Source organism: Ligilactobacillus salivarius (assembly GCF_035231985.1).
GTDB lineage: Bacteria > Bacillota > Bacilli > Lactobacillales > Lactobacillaceae > Ligilactobacillus > Ligilactobacillus salivarius.
Genome location: NZ_CP117983.1, coordinates 1356127 through 1373772, shown reverse-complemented (window position 1 = coordinate 1373772; position 17646 = coordinate 1356127). Strand labels below are relative to the sequence as shown.

The 17646-nt window shown below is 35.9% G+C and carries 12 protein-coding genes and 1 riboswitch; of the genes, 11 read left to right on the top strand and 1 reads right to left on the bottom strand.

Going from position 1 to position 17646, the window contains the following annotated elements:
* The first annotated feature begins 110 nt into the window (after nucleotides 1-110).
* From PTA89_RS06765 to PTA89_RS06745, 5 genes are all read left to right on the top strand, one after another.
* On the top strand, nucleotides 111-7625 hold the full coding sequence (locus PTA89_RS06765) for a YSIRK-type signal peptide-containing protein (RefSeq protein WP_324177091.1): 7515 nt from the start codon (nucleotides 111-113) through the stop codon (nucleotides 7623-7625).
* A 393-nt stretch (nucleotides 7626-8018) separates the two neighbouring features.
* A complete protein-coding gene (locus PTA89_RS06760) occupies nucleotides 8019-8456 on the top strand; it encodes a CopY/TcrY family copper transport repressor (RefSeq protein WP_324177090.1) in 438 nt (145 codons plus the stop codon).
* Between the two features lie 122 nt (nucleotides 8457-8578).
* Entirely contained in the window at nucleotides 8579-9022 is a 444-nt protein-coding gene (locus PTA89_RS06755) for a universal stress protein (protein WP_004564273.1), read from the top strand.
* A 27-nt stretch (nucleotides 9023-9049) separates the two neighbouring features.
* Nucleotides 9050-9583: a TetR/AcrR family transcriptional regulator gene (locus PTA89_RS06750; protein ID WP_044005134.1), complete on the top strand. Its 534-nt coding sequence runs from the start codon at nucleotides 9050-9052 to the stop codon at nucleotides 9581-9583.
* Nucleotides 9584-9914: 331 nt separating this feature from the next.
* Nucleotides 9915-10349, top strand: coding sequence for a MarR family winged helix-turn-helix transcriptional regulator (locus tag PTA89_RS06745; protein WP_003705201.1), 435 nt, complete (start codon nucleotides 9915-9917; stop codon nucleotides 10347-10349).
* Between the two features lie 65 nt (nucleotides 10350-10414).
* Here the strand turns inward: PTA89_RS06745 and PTA89_RS06740 are convergent, their stop codons facing one another.
* The gene (locus PTA89_RS06740) at nucleotides 10415-11296 is read right to left on the bottom strand and encodes a LysR family transcriptional regulator (RefSeq protein ID WP_161022877.1); all 882 of its coding nucleotides are present in this window, start codon (nucleotides 11294-11296) and stop codon (nucleotides 10415-10417) included.
* Nucleotides 11297-11437: 141 nt separating this feature from the next.
* On the opposite strand from PTA89_RS06740, the gene PTA89_RS06735 reads away from it, so the two are divergent.
* From PTA89_RS06735 to PTA89_RS06710, 6 genes are all read left to right on the top strand, one after another.
* The gene (locus tag PTA89_RS06735) at nucleotides 11438-13063 is read left to right on the top strand and encodes a malolactic enzyme (RefSeq protein WP_324177089.1); all 1626 of its coding nucleotides are present in this window, start codon (nucleotides 11438-11440) and stop codon (nucleotides 13061-13063) included.
* 60 nt (nucleotides 13064-13123) lie between these two features.
* Nucleotides 13124-14092 (top strand): AEC family transporter, encoded by a 969-nt coding sequence (locus PTA89_RS06730; protein ID WP_049154486.1) that lies wholly within the window; start codon nucleotides 13124-13126, stop codon nucleotides 14090-14092.
* A gap of 141 nt (nucleotides 14093-14233) precedes the next feature.
* Entirely contained in the window at nucleotides 14234-14830 is a 597-nt protein-coding gene (locus PTA89_RS06725) for an ECF transporter S component (RefSeq protein WP_011476271.1), read from the top strand.
* Between the two features lie 35 nt (nucleotides 14831-14865).
* Nucleotides 14866-15522 (top strand): glycoside hydrolase family 73 protein, encoded by a 657-nt coding sequence (locus tag PTA89_RS06720; protein WP_324177088.1) that lies wholly within the window; start codon nucleotides 14866-14868, stop codon nucleotides 15520-15522.
* A 43-nt stretch (nucleotides 15523-15565) separates the two neighbouring features.
* Nucleotides 15566-15663: riboswitch (purine riboswitch) on the top strand.
* A gap of 67 nt (nucleotides 15664-15730) precedes the next feature.
* Nucleotides 15731-16309: a xanthine phosphoribosyltransferase gene (locus tag PTA89_RS06715; RefSeq protein ID WP_003705196.1), complete on the top strand. Its 579-nt coding sequence runs from the start codon at nucleotides 15731-15733 to the stop codon at nucleotides 16307-16309.
* A 2-nt stretch (nucleotides 16310-16311) separates the two neighbouring features.
* Nucleotides 16312-17646 (top strand): nucleobase:cation symporter-2 family protein, encoded by a 1335-nt coding sequence (locus tag PTA89_RS06710; protein ID WP_081534905.1) that lies wholly within the window; start codon nucleotides 16312-16314, stop codon nucleotides 17644-17646.

The following is a 17646-nucleotide window of genomic DNA, read 5'->3' as shown; positions in this document are numbered from 1 at the left end:
AATTAATTTATTGAAAATTTAGAATTATTGTCAATATTGTGTTAAGCTATATGTGATAAAACGTTTTATTTTTTATTTGAGTTTATTTTATGAGCTTAGGAGGAACGGATATGGTTTCGAAAAATAATTATCAATTCTACCAACAAAAGCATGCCGATGGGAAGCAACGTTGGGGACTACGGAAGTTATCTGTAGGAGTAGCATCAGTATTGTTGGGGACAACTTTTATGCTATATAGCAACCATGCGGTATCAGCCGATACGGTGCCAACTACTACACCTACTGATGCTACTGTTCAAACAGATAGCAATGTAGCAGACCATCAAAGTTCTGAAGTAACATTGCGGACTACAGCTGATAAAGAAGAAACGGTAGCAACCACAACTAATGCTGAAGAAAAAGTAGTGGCAACAAATACCCAAGATACTACGCAAGATAAAGGCAAGCAGACAAATGCGAATGAAACTACGCAAAATACTACCAAAGTCGGCAATGAAGTAATGCCGGCTAACGGCGTAACAACACGAAAGAAGTTTGTACGGGCTGCACTACCAGTAAGGAAGGCTGAAGCACCAGATACTACGCAAGATAAAGACAAGCAGACAAATGCGAATGAAACTACGCAAAATACTACCAATGTCGACAAAAAAGATACTGAAGTAACGCCGACTAACGACGCAACAACAGCTACACCGAAGACAACCGCCAAGGTTAACGCACTAGTTGCACCAACAGCAATGAAGGCAGTAGTAAATCCAACTAGTACTGATCCGACCACAAGTAACAATGAAGAACCCTCGACTAGCTTACCTTGGTATTCTTTTTCGTTAGTGACCACAAGTAACAATGAAAAACCCTCGACTAGCTTACCGATGTCAAACCAAGACATTAAGCTGGATTCCCAGCCCATGTTAACGGAGATAACTAATAAGCCCACGGATAACTGGGTATACAATAACCTGAAGCATTATTGGATCAAATCAACAGCAACAGTAAAGGGAATCTTGCAAACCCACACTACCAACGATGAGAGCGGGAGATACTACTTTGCCGGTGTTGCTAACTATAATGAATCTTACCATGTTATCTATTTGTTGGCCCGCTCAAATAATTTGAATGATAATAATTTATATGTAACAATTTTGCATACTGGAAGGTATCAAAATATACAAGAAGAAGTGGTAGCACCTGGTGAATCAAAGAAGGTTGAGTATAGTAACGGGACAGGTGGAACTACTTATCCTCCAATTTTTACTAATTATGATGGGACTAGTGTTTCAATTGGTCTTGATGGGATCGAAAAAGGCGATGATATACAAGGCATGGTGGTTGGTTTTGCATATGGTCACGATACCGGAATTTCTGGAGACCCAGCTTCAATGGGAAATGGCTTTATGATGACTCCAATGCCAACGAAAGTGACAACTACGATTCATTATGTTGATCAAGCAACGGGAGACGAACTTGCAGTGCCAAAATCTTTTGAAGGTGTTGCTTATCAGAAATACACAATTACCGGAGAGGCACCAACTATTGATGGATATACATTGAAAAAATCGCCAGAGACTACAGGATATATCTCCCCATATAAAGTGGGTGAATCGTATGATTTTAGACTTGATAAACATGTAGTTATAAAGCAAACAGTAATTGACTCTCAAGGGTTGATTCGAATTACTGCGTATTATGATGGTGAAGCGATTAATAATACGACACGTTACTTGGGGAACATGAAAAATGTTAACGATCACTTCTCGTTTATTTCGCATGGAAAATCGTACACATATACAAATCAAATTACATCAACTAATGATGGTATTGTTTACTATTATGCAAAGGATGGTAGTGAAGATAAGTCTGAAGTTAGAGTTCATTATATCGATGTAACTGGGAATAAAAATTCTATTTTTGTGCCGGGAGATGGGAAAGAAGTAGCAACAGATAAGATTAGTGGTAAATTGGGAGAAAATTATAATTATAATGTCAATTTACCAACGGACTATAATTTGGCGACCAATCAAGCAAATACTGTAAATGGAACATATACTATTAATCATCACGATGAATATGTGTATGTAGTTAAAAAGACTTCAGCAGAGCTGGATCCAACGGTTCCAGCCAAGACCAAGGTTGATAATCCAACGAAGCTGACTGCTGACGAAAAGAAAGAAGTCGCAGACAAGGTCACAGAAGCCAATAAAGATAAGTTCCCAGAGAAGACGGAAGTCACAGTCGACGATGATGGGAAAGTCACAATCAACTATCCAGATGGCTCCCAGGATACGATTCCTGGTGACCAGGTAGTCGAAGCTAAGAAAGATGCCGATAAGACTAATCCAACGGTTCCAGCCAAGACCAAGGTTGATAATCCAACGAAGCTGACTAATGACGAAAAGAAAGAAGTCGCAGACAAGGTCACAGAAGCCAATAAAGATAAGTTCCCAGAGAAGACGGAAGTCACAGTCGACGATGATGGGAAAGTCACAATCAACTATCCAGATGGCTCCCAGGATACGATTCCTGGTGACCAGGTAGTCGAAGCTAAGAAAGATGCCGATAAGACTAATCCAACGGTTCCAGCCAAGACCAAGGTTGATAATCCAACGAAGCTGACTGATGATGAAAAGAAAGAAGTCGCAGACAAGGTCACAGAAGCCAATAAAGATAAGTTCCCAGAGAAGACGGAAGTCACAGTCGACGATGATGGGAAAGTCACAATCAACTATCCAGATGGCTCCCAGGATACGATTCCTGGTGACCAGGTAGTCGAAGCTAAGAAAGATGCCGATAAGACTAATCCAACGGTTCCAGACAAGACCAAGGTTGATAATCCAACGAAGCTGACTGATGACGAAAAGAAAGAAGTCGCAGACAAGGTCACAGAAGCCAATAAAGATAAGTTCCCAGAGAAGACGGAAGTCACAGTCGACGATGATGGGAAAGTCACAATCAACTATCCAGATGGCTCCCAGGATACGATTCCTGGTGACCAGGTAGTCGAAGCTAAGAAAGATGCCGATAAGACTAATCCAACGGTTCCAGCCAAGACCAAGGTTGATAATCCAACGAAGCTGACTAATGACGAAAAGAAAGAAGTCGCAGACAAGGTCACAGAAGCCAATAAAGATAAGTTCCCAGAGAAGACGGAAGTCACAGTCGACGATGATGGGAAAGTCACAATCAACTATCCAGATGGCTCCCAGGATACGATTCCTGGTGACCAGGTAGTCGAAGCTAAGAAAGATGCCGATAAGACTAATCCAACGGTTCCAGCCAAGACCAAGGTTGATGATCCAACGAAGCTGACTGATGACGAAAAGAAAGAAGTCGCAGACAAGGTCACAGAAGCCAATAAAGATAAGTTCCCAGAGAAGACGGAAGTCACAGTCGACGATGATGGGAAAGTCACAATCAACTATCCAGATGGCTCCCAGGATACGATTCCTGGTGACCAGGTAGTCGAAGCTAAGAAAGATGCCGATAAGACTAATCCAACGGTTCCAGACAAGACCAAGGTTGATGATCCAACGAAGCTGACTGCTGACGAAAAGAAAGAAGTCGCAGACAAGGTCACAGAAGCCAATAAAGATAAGTTCCCAGAGAAGACGGAAGTCACAGTCGACGATGATGGGAAAGTCACAATCAACTATCCAGATGGCTCCCAGGATACGATTCCTGGTGACCAGGTAGTCGAAGCTAAGAAAGATGCCGATAAGACTAATCCAACGGTTCCAGCCAAGACCAAGGTTGATAATCCAACGAAGCTGACTGCTGACGAAAAGAAAGAAGTCGCAGACAAGGTCACAGAAGCCAATAAAGATAAGTTCCCAGAGAAGACGGAAGTCACAGTCGACGATGATGGGAAAGTCACAATCAACTATCCAGATGGCTCCCAGGATACGATTCCTGGTGACCAGGTAGTCGAAGCTAAGAAAGATGCCGATAAGACTAATCCAACGGTTCCAGACAAGACCAAGGTTGATAATCCAACGAAGCTGACTGATGACGAAAAGAAAGAAGTCGCAGACAAGGTCACAGAAGCCAATAAAGATAAGTTCCCAGAGAAGACGGAAGTCACAGTCGACGATGATGGGAAAGTCACAATCAACTATCCAGATGGCTCCCAGGATACGATTCCTGGTGACCAGGTAGTCGAAGCTAAGAAAGATGCCGATAAGACTAATCCAACGGTTCCAGACAAGACCAAGGTTGATGATCCAACGAAGCTGACTGCTGACGAAAAGAAAGAAGTCGCAGACAAGGTCACAGAAGCCAATAAAGATAAGTTCCCAGAGAAGACGGAAGTCACAGTCGACGATGATGGGAAAGTCACAATCAACTATCCAGATGGCTCCCAGGATACGATTCCTGGTGACCAGGTAGTCGAAGCTAAGAAAGATGCCGATAAGACTAATCCAACGGTTCCAGACAAGACCAAGGTTGATAATCCAACGAAGCTGACTGATGACGAAAAGAAAGAAGTCGCAGACAAGGTCACAGAAGCCAATAAAGATAAGTTCCCAGAGAAGACGGAAGTCACAGTCGACGATGATGGGAAAGTCACAATCAACTATCCAGATGGCTCCCAGGATACGATTCCTGGTGACCAGGTAGTCGAAGCTAAGAAAGATGCCGATAAGACTAATCCAACGGTTCCAGCCAAGACCAAGGTTGATAATCCAACGAAGCTGACTGATGACGAAAAGAAAGAAGTCGCAGACAAGGTCACAGAAGCCAATAAAGATAAGTTCCCAGAGAAGACGGAAGTCACAGTCGACGATGATGGGAAAGTCACAATCAACTATCCAGATGGCTCCCAGGATACGATTCCTGGTGACCAGGTAGTCGAAGCTAAGAAAGATGCCGATAAGACTAATCCAACGGTTCCAGCCAAGACCAAGGTTGATGATCCAACGAAGCTGACTGATGACGAAAAGAAAGAAGTCGCAGACAAGGTCACAGAAGCCAATAAAGATAAGTTCCCAGAGAAGACGGAAGTCACAGTCGACGATGATGGGAAAGTCACAATCAACTATCCAGATGGCTCCCAGGATACGATTCCTGGTGACCAGGTAGTCGAAGCTAAGAAAGATGCCGATAAGACTAATCCAACGGTTCCAGACAAGACCAAGGTTGATGATCCAACGAAGCTGACTGATGACGAAAAGAAAGAAGTCGCAGACAAGGTCACAGAAGCCAATAAAGATAAGTTCCCAGAGAAGACGGAAGTCACAGTCGACGATGATGGGAAAGTCACAATCAACTATCCAGATGGCTCCCAGGATACGATTCCTGGTGACCAGGTAGTCGAAGCTAAGAAAGATGCCGATAAGACTAATCCAACGGTTCCAGACAAGACCAAGGTTGATAATCCAACGAAGCTGACTGATGATGAAAAGAAAGAAGTCGCAGACAAGGTCACAGAAGCCAATAAAGATAAGTTCCCAGAGAAGACGGAAGTCACAGTCGACGATGATGGGAAAGTCACAATCAACTATCCAGATGGCTCCCAGGATACGATTCCTGGTGACCAGGTAGTCGAAGCTAAGAAAGATGCCGATAAGACTAATCCAACGGTTCCAGACAAGACCAAGGTTGATAATCCAACGAAGCTGACTGATGACGAAAAGAAAGAAGTCGCAGACAAGGTCACAGAAGCCAATAAAGATAAGTTCCCAGAGAAGACGGAAGTCACAGTCGACGATGATGGGAAAGTCACAATCAACTATCCAGATGGCTCCCAGGATACGATTCCTGGTGACCAGGTAGTCGAAGCTAAGAAAGATGCCGATAAGACTAATCCAACGGTTCCAGACAAGACCAAGGTTGATGATCCAACGAAGCTGACTGATGACGAAAAGAAAGAAGTCGCAGACAAGGTCACAGAAGCCAATAAAGATAAGTTCCCAGAAGGGACTCAGGTAACTATTGGTAATGATGGTACAGCAACGATTACCTACCCAGATAAGACAACTGATACAATTCCAGGAGACAAAGTGGTAGAAGGAAAGAGCGACGTAAAGAGCGACGCTGAGAAGATCACACCAAATATTCCATCAACCAAGGAACCAGTAGCAGATCCAAGTCACTTAACTGAAGATGAAAAGGACCAAGTTAAGACTAATGTAACTAATGCCAACAAGGATAATCTTCCATCAGGCAGTCAGGTTACAGTAGGCAATGATGGTACTACAACGATAACTTATCCAGATGGTTCCAAGGACACCATTCCAGGAAGTGACCTAGTTCGTCAATCAAACGACGCAGATAAGATCACACCAGAAGTTCCAGAAACTAAGGTACCAGTAAATGATCCAAGTCATTTAACTGATGACGAAAAGGATCAAGTCAAGACTAATGTAACTAATGCCAACAAAGATACTCTTCCATCAGGTAGTCAGGTTACAGTAGGCAATGATGGTACTACAACGATAACTTATCCAGATGGTTCCAAGGACACCATTCCAGGAAGTGACCTAGTTCGTCAATCAAACGACGCAGATAAGATCACACCAGAAGTTCCAGAAACTAAGGTACCAGTAACAGATCCAAGTCATTTAACTGATGACGAAAAGGATCAAGTCAAGACTAATGTAACTAATGCCAACAAAGATACTCTTCCATCAGGTAGTCAGGTTACAGTAGGCAATGATGGTACTACAACGATAACTTATCCAGATGGTTCCAAGGACACCATTCCAGGAAGTGACCTAGTTCGTCAATCAAACGACGCAGATAAGATCACACCAGAAGTTCCAGAAACTAAGGTACCAGTAAATGATCCAAGTCATTTAACTGATGACGAAAAGGATCAAGTCAAGACTAATGTAACTAATGCCAACAAAGATACTCTTCCATCAGGTAGTCAGGTTACAGTAGGCAATGATGGTACTACAACGATAACTTATCCAGATGGTTCCAAGGACACCATTCCAGGAAGTGACCTAGTTCGTCAATCAAACGACGCAGATAAGATCACACCAGAAGTTCCAGAAACTAAGGTACCAGTAACAGATCCAAGTCATTTAACTGATGACGAAAAGGATCAAGTCAAGACTAATGTAACTAATGCCAACAAAGATACTCTTCCATCAGGTAGTCAGGTTACAGTAGGCAATGATGGTACTACAACGATAACTTATCCAGATGGTTCCAAGGACACCATTCCAGGAAGTGACTTAGTTCGTCAATCAACCGACGCAGATAAGACTACTCCAAGTGTCCCAGAAACCAAGGTACCAGTAATGAATCCAAGTCAGCTAACAGATAGCGAAAAAGAAGAACTATTAAATAACTTGGAAAAACTTAATCCAGGTACAGTGGTAACTATAGCTGATGACGGAACAGCAACGTTGACATATCCAGATGGATCAACAAATATAATTGCAGGTAGTCAATTAGTTGTTTCTAAAGATAATGTTACGAGTGTAGTTACAGTTCCAACAAGTGCTAATAAGATTGATAAAAATAATTATTCACTTGGAAAGAAAGGAATTAATAACAGTACAAATAAATTACCACAAACGGGTGAAAACAATAATAGTCAAAAGTTATCTATTATTGGAATGACGTTAATGGGAATTTTAGGTCTGTTTGGTTTAGATAGAAAAAAGAAGAAAAACTAATTAATTAAAAAAGGATTAATTAGGTAAATACAAAACTCCCTTTAGAGTAGTTATAGAATATATAGATTTCTGTAACAAACTTTGAAGGGAGTTTATTATTAAATAATATAAAATTTAGTATATGCGTATCATTTGAGTAAATTAAAAAAGTACGGTGTAATTTTATTTAATCTTTTAATGAGTAATACATTGTAAAATTTGTATTGACTAAACTTTTTTTATCAATAACGTTGAAACATTGTAGTTATTGATAGGGAATTTGATACTTTTAGTACCAAGTTACATTCATGTAATTAATAATATATAGAAAGTTTTATTTATTATATATAAACCACTACTTAAAATATATAAGGTAGTGGTATACTATAACATATAGTATTTTAGGTGGTGAAAATGTTGGAAAAAGTTGAAATCAGCAATGCTGAGTGGGAGATTATGAGAGTTATCTGGACTTTAGGCGAAACTACTAGTAGACAAATCATTGAAGTTTTATCTGATAAAAAAAATTGGAAGCCAGCAACCACTAAAACTTTGATTGGTAGATTAGTATCAAAAGGATATGTAGGGACTAGACGAGAAGGTAGAGCATACATTTATTATCCGGTTATAAAAGAACAAAAAACAATTAATGAGCAGATATTAACAAGTTTTGAAAATATTTGTCAAATGCATGTTGGTCAAACTCTAGTAGAAGTTTTAAATAATGTAAAGTTATCTAAAAATGACATAAAAAAACTTGAGGAAGTTCTTAAAATAAAATTTAAGGATGCACCAGAAAAATTATCCTGTAATTGTGTTTCTGAAAAATATTGTAATTGTAATAGAGGGTAATAATTATTTATATCAAATAAAAAAGTTTGGTTATCCTAAAAAACGTTTAAAAATCAAAAGGAATAAAGTATAATGAAATTGTATCTTTATAAATACAGATTCTAGTTGAAAGGATGAGCAAAATGGATTCTGAAAATATTAAAAATATTAAAAAAATATTAGTTGGTGTAGATGATTCAGAAGATGCTCAATTAGCATTTCGTGTGGCAATGCGTCGAGCAATTGAATTAAATGCAACTTTAATTATCACTTCTATCTTGGAGAAAGATGAGATGAATATTTATCAAGCTATGTCTCGTGATTATATCCATGGTGAACGAGCTGAATTAGAAAAGCATATGGAGGGTTATCGAAAGATAGCTTTGGAAGCAGGGGTAAAAAATGTTCAATTAGTATTTTCTGAAGGAAATGCAGGCGAGGAAATAGTTAAGCGGATAATACCAGCAGTGAAACCTGATTTATTAATTATTGGTGCATTGTCTAAAACAGGAATTAGAAAATATTTTGGCTCACAAGCAGCTTACATTGTCAAGTATTCTCCAATTTCGGTGTTAGTAGTACGTTAGCAATAAAAATTATGAGGTAATAGGTCAATGAAAAAGCAAAAATCTAAAAGAAAAGAAGCATTAGGTAATAGTTTACTAGTACTTTTGCGTAAAGAACCATTGGAAAAGATAACGGTAGATCAAATTTGTCGTGAGGCAGGAGTACATCGAAGTACATTTTATCGTTATTTTGCTGATAAATTTGATCTATTAAAATATAGTTTTTTGACTTTCATGATTGCTGAACTTGATCCACATGAGACTATTAATTCAGTTGTTACAATGATTGGCAATGATAAGCCATTATTTAGAAATGTATTAATCAATAATAATGATGTTACACTATTGAATGTTATTATTAATATGCTTAGTGAACAATTATTACGAGGATCTAAGGAAGATACAGAGAATTTTACTGATATTAATTGGATAAGAAATGTATTGAGTACTTCTGAAGTCCCAGAAATGACAGCTAAAATGATTGCAGGTGGAGTTTTAACAATTGTGGTAGATTGGGTAGAACAAAACTTTCAAACACCAGAAGAAGAGATAATTAACTTTTTTAGGGATTTTATGCCGTAGTATAAAATAGTAATTTGAAACACTAATTATTGATATAGAATTAATATATCGATAGTTAGTGTTTTTATTATAATTATAAAAGAATGGTTAATAATTTTAAATTTCATTGCAGTAAAAAAAATTTAGCCAAAGTATTTTACAAGATAAAAATAATAAAGTATAATACAAACAGGTAAATTAAGTACAACTGTAAACTTGTCTGAAAATGTTATTTTAAATAAATTTATGGTATTTGCTATTTACTTATATGTATATTTTATTATACGATAGAATTTGTGTTTATTGCATAAAAAGGATATAAGGCAATCTTAGTAAATTGGAGGTAAGATCAATGAGCAATTCTATTCAAAGAGCAATGGTTAACTTAACACAACTTATTAGATTACATGATTATTATGAAGGTGCTGTTGAATTGGACAAGTTAGGTGCAATCGATATGTACTATTTAGAAGCAATTAACCAATTAGATAATCCTACTATTGGAACAATTTCTAAGTTATTAGGTCAATCTACACCTAATACAAATTATCATATTAAAAAATTAACAAGTCTAGGTTTAGTGACAAAAAAAATCGATGATGAAGATAGACGTGTTACACATTTATCAGTTACAGAAGATTATACTAATGCTTTAGCACAACAAAGTGAATTTTGGGATAATTTGCAAGAACGTTTAGAAGATGAAGTAGCTCCACGTGACTTAGCTATTTTTAAGCGTGTATTACGCCAAGCAACAGAACTTATTGCTGAAAATAATCCTAGATAACTACTCATAAGTAAATAAATAATTAATAGTCTAGAATCAAAGATTCCAAAATCGATGATTCTAGACTATTTTTTATCTGTTAATAAAGAAATTAGTTTACTTTGGTTAGGAGTTAAAATATGAGAACGACGGTATGCAATTGAAACAATGAAATTTAGTGGAATATTAGTTTCAATATCTAGTGCAACTAGATCGTCAGTGTTTTTCAAAGCCAAGTCCGTTAATAAAGCTATTCCAGTATTTTGAGATACCAAACTTTTTAGTAACGGAACATCGCTTGTTTGGAAGATAATAGTTGGACGAAAATGTGCCTCGTGGGCAAAGTGTTTAAAAACTTCTGCATGAATAAAGCTTGAATTTAAGTTAATAAAGTTTTCGTTTACTAATTCATTAAAAGTTACACTTTTTCTATTTGCTAAGCGATGTTGAGGACTAACAATAATTTTAAAATTCGCTTTTGAAATAATATGTGCTTTCAAGTTTTTATTAGCTAGTGGAGTAGTTGAGCTAAGTAAAGACATATCTAAGGTACCGTCTTTTAACATTTTTAATAAAATAGCAGATCCTTTTTCTTCATAGGGTTCGATTCGTCTTAAAAGTTTGTTATCTGCTAAACCTGGAGTAATTTGTGGGAAATAGAACTGACTAATAATAGGGGGCAGTCCTAAACGGATCATTTGTTCCTGATTTCGAGAAATTTCTTTACGTGCAATTTCTAATTCATTAAGAATTGTGACTACATGCCTATCAAACTGCTCACCATCTTTAGTCAAAATAAGTTCTTTATGTGATCGATCCCGCAGAAAAAATTTTGTTTGATATTCATTTTCTAGACGTTTAATTGCTAATGTAATTGTAGGTTGACTAACTTCGAAAAATTCAGCAACTTTTGAAAAATTTTTTTCTTCAACTAATTTGTGATAATATTCTAAACTTTTTGTATCCATTTAATCACCGGTATAATAACCTTTCTTTTTATCATATAAAAAATATTAATAGTCGTATCTTTACTTGACAATAATTTTAACCCAAAACTATAATGCACCATGTAGACAGGTAAATTAGATATTTACATGGGAGGAATTTATATGGCAACGCCACAAGAAATTTTAAGAAATCCATTTTTAAATAAAGGTACAGGCTTCTCTAAAGAAGAAAGAGAAGAATTAGGCTTAGTAGGATTATTGCCAAGTCACGTTCAAACAATCGAAGAACAAGCTGAACGTGTCTATGAACAGTATAGCTCAAAGACATCAAGATTGGAAAAAAGAATTTACTTAATGTCCTTATTTAATACTAATAGAACATTATTCTTTTATCTAATGGGACAACATTTAAGAGAATTTATGCCAATTGTTTATGATCCAGTAGTTGCTGAATCAATCGAAGGATACAATCATTTATTTATGCGTCCTCAAGAAGCAGCATTTATTTCAATCGATAAACCTGAATCAATTGAAACAACTTTGAAAAATGCAGCTGATGGTCGTGACATTCGCTTAATTGTAGTTACTGATGCTGAAGGAATTTTAGGTATTGGTGACTGGGGTGTTGATGGTGTTGATATTGCTATTGGTAAATTGATGGTTTACACAGCTGCAGCAGGTATTAACCCAGCACAAGTTTTACCAGTTTCTATTGATGCAGGTACCAATAATGAAGAATTATTAAATGATCCATTGTATTTAGGTAATAAACATAAACGTGTTTATGGCGAAAAGTACTACGAATTAATTGATAAATTTGTAGCTACAGTTCAAAAATTATTCCCAGAATCAATGTTACATTTTGAAGACTTTGGTCGTTCTAATGCGGACGTTATTTTAAATAAGTATAAAGATAAAATCTTAACATTCAATGATGATATTCAAGGTACGGGTATTGTTTGTTTGGCGGGTGTCTTAGGTGCTTTAAACATTTCAAAACAAAAATTCACAGATCAAAAATTCTTAACTTTTGGTGCTGGAACAGCTGGAATTGGGATTGCTCGTTTAATGTTTGATGAAATGAAGCGTCAAGGCTTGAGTGAAGAAGAAGCTAAGAAACACTTCTATCTTGTTGATAAACAAGGATTATTATTTGACGATACAGAAGGATTAACTGAAGGTCAAAAAGCATTTGTTCGTTCACGCGATGAATTTGAAAATGCTGATGAATTAACAAACTTAGAAGCTGTTGTAAAAGCAGTTCATCCTACAGTTATGATTGGTACTTCAACTCAGCCAGGTGCGTTTACTGAAAGTGTAATCAAAGAAATGGCTGCATATACAGAACGTCCAATCATTTTCCCAATTTCTAACCCAACTAAGTTGATTGAAGCACATGCAGATGACTTGATTAAGTGGACTGAAGGTCGTGCTTTAGTTGCAACAGGTATTCCATCAGATGATGCTGAATACAACGGGGTAACCTACAAGATTGGTCAAGCTAACAACGCTTTGATTTATCCAGGTGTATGTTTTGGTGCAATGGCAGCAAGTTCTAAAGTGTTGAATGAAGAGATGATTTCCCAAGCAAGTCATGCTTTAGGCGGAATTGTTGACCCTGATGAACCAGGTGCACCAGTTTTACCACCAATTGATAAGTTACAAGAATTTACAACAACAGTTGCTGAAACTGTAGCTCAATCAGTCATTGATCAAGGATTATCTAAAGAAAATATAACAGATGCTAAAAAAGCTGTAGCTGATATGAAATGGGAACCACGCTATTAATATTTATTTTAAGAGAGACAAAGAGACAGAGAGAATGAGAATAGATTAGGAGGAGATAGAGTGGCAGCATTCTTAACTTCAGTATCTAGCGTAGTTGTTATCGTTTTGATGATGGCATTAGGATATATTTTACGAAAGAATGGATGGTTTGACGATTCATTTTCAAGTAATATTTCCAAATTAATCACACAAATTGCTTTACCAGCTTCAATTTTTATTTCAGTTCAAGATCATTTGACAAGAGATGGCTTAGGCAATTTATTCCAAGGATTACTATTTCCAGCTTTAGGAGTAGTAATAGGTTATATCATTGCTTGGTTAACAGTTAAGATTTTTAAAATTCGTCCAGGTCGTCGAGGCATCTTTATGAACACAGTAGTAAATGCCAATACAATTTTTATTGGTATGCCATTAAACAATGCTTTGTTTGGTTCAAAAGGACTATCTTACTTTTTGATTTACTATATTATTAATACAGTTTCAACCTGGGCTTTTGGTGTTTATTTAATTTACAATGATGATCCAGTTGCTAAAAATAAAAATGCAGCTAAAAAGATTAATTGGCGTAAATTATTACCAATGCCATTGGTAGGTTTCATTGTTGCAATTTTATGGTTATTGACTGGTATCAAAGTTCCAGCATTTGTGGCTCAAACATTGACATATGTTGGTGGTTTGGTAACACCATTATCTTTAATTTATATTGGTATTGTACTTTGTGATGCGGGATTGAAGAATTTTAAAGTTGAAAGAGACACAATTTTAGGTTTAATAGGAAGATTTATTCTTTCCCCACTTGTATTAATTTTACTTATAAAATTTGTTGCTCCAGCAGCAGGAATTCACATGGTAAGTTTAATGAGAGAAACATTTATCGTGCAAGCTGCGACACCAGCATTGGCAGTCTTACCAATCTTAGCAAATGAAGCACATGGTGATGTAAAATATGCCACTGATATTGTCGTCATGAGTACAGTATTATTTATTGTAGTAGTACCAATCTTAATGACAATTATCCAATATATATAGTTTTTTAAGCATAAGAGAGAAACTAATCATATTATGACAATTAGACTTTCATAATATGATTAGTTTTATTTTTATAATTTTTATTTTTAATAATGTGATATAATCTAAGCTAATGAATTATCTAAGAAGGGATTTTATATTTTGGAGAGTAAGGATAAGATTTTTAAACAGGTATTAATTGCTTTGTTTGGTGCAATTATTATCATTCAAAATTTCATACCATTTTTAGGTTATATTCCAATGGGGCCACTAAATTTAACAATTATCCACATAACGGTAATTGTTACGGCCTTAGTTTTTGGTACTAAATATGGATCGATCATAGGTGGAATATGGGGTATCATTACTTTTATTAGAGCTTTTGTTTGGCCAACTAGTCCCTTAGCAGCAATTGTTTTTGTTAATCCTTTAATTTCAATATTACCTAGAATTTTAATTGGGACAGTCGCTGGCTGGTTATTCAAGTTCTTAACACTTAGGACTGGGAAAAAATATTTAAGTATGACAGTTGCAGCTGTTGCAGGATCATTAGTTAATACTATCCTGGTCCTAGGTCAAATCTATCTATTTTACCGTGGACATTCGATGGCTTTATATCATATCGACATTCAAGCATTATTACCTTATTTATTAGGGGTAATCGCAACAAATGGAATTCCTGAAGCTATCTTAGCAGGAATATTAGCCCCAATGATTGCAAAGCCTTTAAGAAAGATGATGATTGATCGTATCAAATAATAAATAAACTAGTAATAGAAGGGAAGTTACAGAGTTTGGCGCGAAAAAGAACACAAAACAAGAAAACAGTCAAAAAAAGACGAAAAAAAGCAAAATTTAAGTTCTTATACGTAAATGGCAAACTTCGATTATCGGACTTATTATTAGTAGTTATTTTGTTAAGTTTATTATTTGTACAATTTATAAAATGGTCTAGTGTAAATAACAATACACAAATGACCAAAATTGAAGATGTAAAAAAGGAAGAATTTGTAGAGAAAATTGCTCCAATTGCGCAAGATGAACAGCGAAAATACCATATTTTTGCTAGTATTACTATTGCTCAAGCAGCATTAGAATCAAATTGGGGTCAAAGTGAATTAGCCACACAATATTACAATTTATTTGGGGTAAAGAGTGATACTGGAGGCTTAATGACAACTAAAGAGTATGTAAATGGACAATGGATTGTTGTAAGGGCACGATTTGCTATCTATCAAAGTTGGAGAGAATCTATTGAGCAACATACAGCACTTTTTGTAGATGGAACAAGTTGGGATAGTAGCCATTATCAAGCTGTGTTGTCAGCAGATAATTATGTGGAAGCTGCTCAAGCTTTACAGCAAAGAGGATATGCGACAGATCCTAATTATGCTCAAAAGTTGATTTCATTGATAAAAACATATAATTTAGATAAATATGATAATAATTAGATTTAAAAACCGAATTATAATGGTTGTTAAAGTTGTTATTGTATGTTATCTTTAAATATATACTTATATATCGTCATAATATGGGTGACAGTTTCTACCCAGGACCTTAAATCTTGGACTATAAGTAATTAAGCATAGTATATTTTAGTATGGGCTTTTTTACTTATGGTAAAAGAGCTTTTATTATTTTATGGAGGAATTAGGAGTTATGAAGCTATTAGAAGAGAGAATCAAGAAAGATGGAGTTGTTTTACCAGGAAATGTGTTGAAGGTAAATCAATTTTTAAATCATCAGATTGATCCTGAATTGATGTACAAAATGGGAGAGGAATTTGCAAGATTATTCAAAGATGAGGAAATAACAAAGATCATTACAGTTGAATCATCAGGAATTGCACCTGCTGTAATGACTGGATTAGTTATGAAGTTACCAGTTGTTTTTGCTCGTAAACATAAGAGTTTAACATTGGTAGATAATCTATATACTTCAGATGTTTATTCTTATACAAAGAAAGTTACTAATACAATTTCTGTTGATAAGAAATTTTTAACATCAGATGATAAAGTGTTGATTATTGATGATTTCTTAGCTAATGGCCAAGCCGTTCAAGGAATATTCAATATTTGCGATGCCGCTGGTGCTGAAATTAAAGGTGTAGGAATTGTCATTGAGAAATCTTTCCAAGAAGGTGCAAAGATTATTCATGATAGAGGAGTTAGATTAGAATCTCTAGCTGTTATTAGTTCATTTGATGATAACCAAGTACATTTTGAAGGGGAAGAATAATCATGCAAGAAAAAAATGTAAATCATGGTAGAGCTGCGATTTTAGGTTTACAACATTTATTGGCGATGTATTCAGGAGCAGTTGCCGTACCATTATTAATTGGTACAGCATTAAGATTTAATAGCGAGCAAATGACATATTTGGTCTCAATTGATATTTTTATGTGTGGTTTAGCTACTTTTATTCAATTAGCTCGTAATAAGTATTTTGGAATTGGACTACCAGTTGTTTTAGGATGTGCGATTCAAGCGGTAGAACCTTTGAAGATGATAGGTAAACAATTTACAATTGGAACGATGTATGGTGCAATTATTGTCGCCGGAATTTTTGTGTTTTTGATTTCAGGTTATTTTTCTAAGATTAAGAAATTATTCCCACCAGTTGTAACTGGAACATTGATTACAGTTATCGGTTTAACATTAATTCCAATTGCTCTACAAAATATCGGTGGTGGCGATGCAACTGCTGCTGATTTTGGTAATTGGAAGAATTTAGTTACTGGTTTTGTAACGATTTTGATTATCTTGATTATTCAGATTTGGGGTAAAGGTTTTTTGAGTTCCATAGCTGTATTAATTGGTTTAATTTTAGGAACATTACTAGCAGCTACAATGGGAATGGTATCCTTACAACCAATTGTCGAAGCTGCATGGTTCCACGTGCCACAACCATTTTATTTTGGAGCTCCACACTTTGAATGGTCATCTTCTGTAACAATGATAATCATTTCCTTAGTATCAATGGTTGAATCCACAGGTGTATTCTTTGCTTTAGGTAATTTATTAAACAAAGATATTACTGAAGATGATTTGAAGCATGGTTATCGTGCAGAAGGTTTAGCAGTAGTTTTAGGTGGTATTTTTAATACTTTCCCATACACAACTTTCTCACAAAATGTAGGTTTATTACAATTAACAGGAATTAAGACTAAGCGTCCAATTTATTGGTCAGCAGTTTTATTGATGGTTTTAGGATTACTTCCAAAAATTGGAGCATTAGCAACTATTATCCCAACTCCAGTTTTAGGCGGAGCTATGTTGGTAATGTTTGCGATGATTAGTGTCCAAGGAATTAGAATGTTGATTGACGTTGATTTCAAAGATGAACGTAATATTTTGATTGTAGCAGTGTCAATTGGGTTGGGATTAGGAGTATCTATTTATCCTACAATTTTCCAAAACTTGCCTCGCACAATTCAATTGTTCTTAGGTAATGGTATCGTTGTTGCAAGTATTTGTTCAGTTGGCTTAAATGTTTGTTTCAAAGGTAAAGAAGGATTAGATCAGGAACAAATTACTCAAAAAGATGAACGTCCAATGACGGTTGAAACTAAATAA

Coding starts and splice junctions, on each gene's coding strand:
- PTA89_RS06765 (WP_324177091.1), top strand. CDS start 111: ATGGTTTCGAAAAATAATTATCAATTCTACCAACAAAAGCATGCCGAT.
- PTA89_RS06760 (WP_324177090.1), top strand. CDS start 8,019: ATGTTGGAAAAAGTTGAAATCAGCAATGCTGAGTGGGAGATTATGAGA.
- PTA89_RS06755 (WP_004564273.1), top strand. CDS start 8,579: ATGGATTCTGAAAATATTAAAAATATTAAAAAAATATTAGTTGGTGTA.
- PTA89_RS06750 (WP_044005134.1), top strand. CDS start 9,050: ATGAAAAAGCAAAAATCTAAAAGAAAAGAAGCATTAGGTAATAGTTTA.
- PTA89_RS06745 (WP_003705201.1), top strand. CDS start 9,915: ATGAGCAATTCTATTCAAAGAGCAATGGTTAACTTAACACAACTTATT.
- PTA89_RS06740 (WP_161022877.1), bottom strand. CDS start 11,296: ATGGATACAAAAAGTTTAGAATATTATCACAAATTAGTTGAAGAAAAA.
- PTA89_RS06735 (WP_324177089.1), top strand. CDS start 11,438: ATGGCAACGCCACAAGAAATTTTAAGAAATCCATTTTTAAATAAAGGT.
- PTA89_RS06715 (WP_003705196.1), top strand. CDS start 15,731: ATGAAGCTATTAGAAGAGAGAATCAAGAAAGATGGAGTTGTTTTACCA.
- PTA89_RS06710 (WP_081534905.1), top strand. CDS start 16,312: ATGCAAGAAAAAAATGTAAATCATGGTAGAGCTGCGATTTTAGGTTTA.